We start from the raw sequence: 2,743 nt of genomic DNA on the forward strand, positions 1-2,743 counted from the left end.
CCCCTGCCGACCTTCGCCACCTTAGGTGGCTGGTCTGGGGTGCTTCTCTTCCCTGCCTTGGCAAAGAACTTTATTACATACCTTTTATAATTATTTTTTACTTTTTGCTATTACGTATAACAACATTATTATCGTTAATAACAATACTATAAATATAAAAGAAACAATCAATAAACCTGTTTTTCCCATACAATAAATTTTACATCACATATGTAACAAGGTGATCTGCATCAACTTGAGCTCTTAAAGCTCCATTCCAAGATGGTCCGTTAAGCCAAGGCACACTAGCTTGAAATTGGAAATAAGCCGTAGCTCTCTTATTACTTTCCAAAGATAAGTTAGCCGAATTTGTCCCTACAGCATGACGATACCATAAATCATAAGCGCTTGTAATATTTCTAGTATCCATTTTTACTGTAAATCCAGCATTAAAAACACCTCGCTTATACGAAACCTTATATGTTCCAGAAGCAGCTTTTTGAGCGGAAACATATTCCCATGCAGCTCTAAAAGAGGTATTAGATGAGTCCTCAATTTTTGTTATGGTAACTTGGTTGTTTTCTCCATTAGAATCAACAAATTCTTTTGTCACTGATTGACCAACTTCTATTGCTAAAGGAAGTTCAACTCTATTTTGAGGAGCGTAAGTGTCAGCAGAAACATTTTGAACAACTAAAAAACTAAACATTAATCCTAAAAATGCAAATATAAATTTAAAAGTCTTTTTCATCTTCGATTTCCTTCCTGCAAATATAAAATATTTAAAACACTATTCAAGCTACTTTTTTATAGTTTCCGATTTTTTCTCCTTCCAAAATAGCTTTCCATAATACAATTATAACATACAAAAACAGCAGAAAAACTTCTGTCATTTATTCCAATTTCCTTTTGACAGCAAGTAACCAGGGGCTTTTTTATCCAAATTTGGGCAAGGTGAAACTTAACTCTCTCCTCCTTGCCTAATTCCTAGGATAAATCGCCCCTGCTTGCTCTCAAAAGTTTTCTCGGCATAAATACCTGCTCTCAAACTAAAATCATCTGTATGGCTCTTATTTTGCGTTTTAATGCGTTTTAAAGGTTAAAGCGATAGAATACTCTCAATCCTAAAAATTTTTTCTTTTTCATAATCTCCTGAAGTCAAATTAATATTTGGCTTTTTTGTTATCTTAGCAAAAATGCACGAAGTGCCACAAAGGGGATTGGGGATTTCCCCAAATGGTAAAAAGGCAAAAGTCTGTTTGTGGGATTCCCGCAAATAGGCTTACTGACCTTTTTATTTTCGCATGTGTGTCCACACATGCTAATCTTGCCAGAGAACAGTTTCACTGTCCTCTACTCAAAAGGACCATTTTAGCCTTTTGTACTTTTTTCATTTTGCGGAGACAACAAAAAAGGCAATTTTAGTAAATTGCCTTAGTCTTTTATAAAATAATTGAGTTTATCTTGATTCCATATTGCAACAATAAGCGTCCCTTGAGATAACTTACCGTCATCTGTCGTATGAACCAAATCACCATTTTCTATATCATCAAGTTCTAACTCTTTCTTGATTGTTTTGAAAAGACCGCCAAATCCTAATTGACGTTTGCGATAAAGTCCTTGGTACAAATCATCTACCACTTGCTTCTCTGTCACATCTAAATTCATAGGTTTAACAGGATATTTTGCCGTCTCAACAATAGCTTTTTCAATACCTTGATAAGACTGCTTAACCACTCTTATATCGACGATAGGAAAATAATTCACTTTTAACGATTGAGACCACATATCGCCCCATTCTTTTTGTGAAATATAATCATCACTTGACCTAAAATAACTAGGTCTAATCATCATCAACACATGAATATGCGGATGATAAGTCTTTTCTATCTCATTATAGGTAATTTCAACAGAACGGAGATAACCTAATAAATTTTTCTTAACCTTTACTCGTCTAAACAAACGGTCAAATGATTGTGTTAAGGAAGTTAACGTAACATTTAGGTCTTCCCCCTTAACATTTCGAACCGTTAAGGTTAAAAAGAGAAATCGTGCTTTAGGTTCTTGCTTAATAGCCTCGTCAACTATCCTAGACGTTTGATAAGAGTACTTCATCGAACGGCGCCAATTGCACATAGGACAAAGCTTATTCTTACAAAAATAAGCTTGATATAAGCGCAAAGAACCATCGTCTTGTTGAACGAACTTTAAAACTTCGCCACATGAAGATAAACGATCAATTAAACTTTGTCGATAGCCCAACTCTTTAAAAATATCAGCTAACTTAAGACTCATAATTTTGCGTCCTCGCCAATTACGGTCTTTTCCTTTTGAATTCGTATCAATTAATATCGTTTGGTCTGATTTAACCTCATTTGATAAACTTTGGTCTTGATTGACTCTATTTGTCATGCTATAATTTGAGTACAAAGTACCAAATCCTTTTCAATTTTGGTACAAAAGAAGAATATATTCCTAAAAAAAGTTTGTACTCGTCTCCTTTGTTTGTTTTTAGTTTGGTCACTTTAAAGCATAACAAAATTTTCACACGAAAACAAGCTTTTTTTTAGTTCCAAAACCCACTCCCCTCAAGGGTTTAGGGGGGTCGAAGTGGGTACAAATTGCATGAGAGTTAATTCTAAAAGTATCAAGATAAGAAGAAACTTCAAAAATTTCTTCGAAATTTTCTCGTTTCTGCTTCGCAAGCCATCAAAATAACGCCTAAGGCGTTTTTTGCTGTCTAAAAGGCATGGTCAGAAAAAGC

General features: G+C 34.5%; 2 protein-coding genes. Both read right to left on the minus strand.

From position 1 onward, the window contains the following. Positions 1 to 199: 199 nt before the first annotated feature. Positions 200 to 730 (minus strand): DUF5626 family protein, encoded by a 531-nt coding sequence (locus A3IA_RS0108095; RefSeq protein ID WP_018380826.1) that lies wholly within the window; start codon positions 728 to 730, stop codon positions 200 to 202. Between the two features lie 683 nt (positions 731 to 1,413). Further along, the gene (locus A3IA_RS0108105; protein WP_018380828.1) at positions 1,414 to 2,391 is read right to left on the minus strand and encodes a protein rep; all 978 of its coding nucleotides are present in this window, start codon (positions 2,389 to 2,391) and stop codon (positions 1,414 to 1,416) included. Positions 2,392 to 2,743 lie beyond the last annotated feature (352 nt).

The organism is Streptococcus thoraltensis DSM 12221 (assembly GCF_000380145.1).
Classification (GTDB): Bacteria; Bacillota; Bacilli; order Lactobacillales; family Streptococcaceae; genus Streptococcus; species Streptococcus thoraltensis.

Bases quoted from the DNA above. Each gene is read 5' to 3' on its own strand.
- A3IA_RS0108095 (WP_018380826.1), bottom strand. From the start codon at position 730: ATGAAAAAGACTTTTAAATTTATATTTGCATTTTTAGGATTAATGTTT.
- A3IA_RS0108105 (WP_018380828.1), bottom strand. From the start codon at position 2,391: ATGACAAATAGAGTCAATCAAGACCAAAGTTTATCAAATGAGGTTAAA.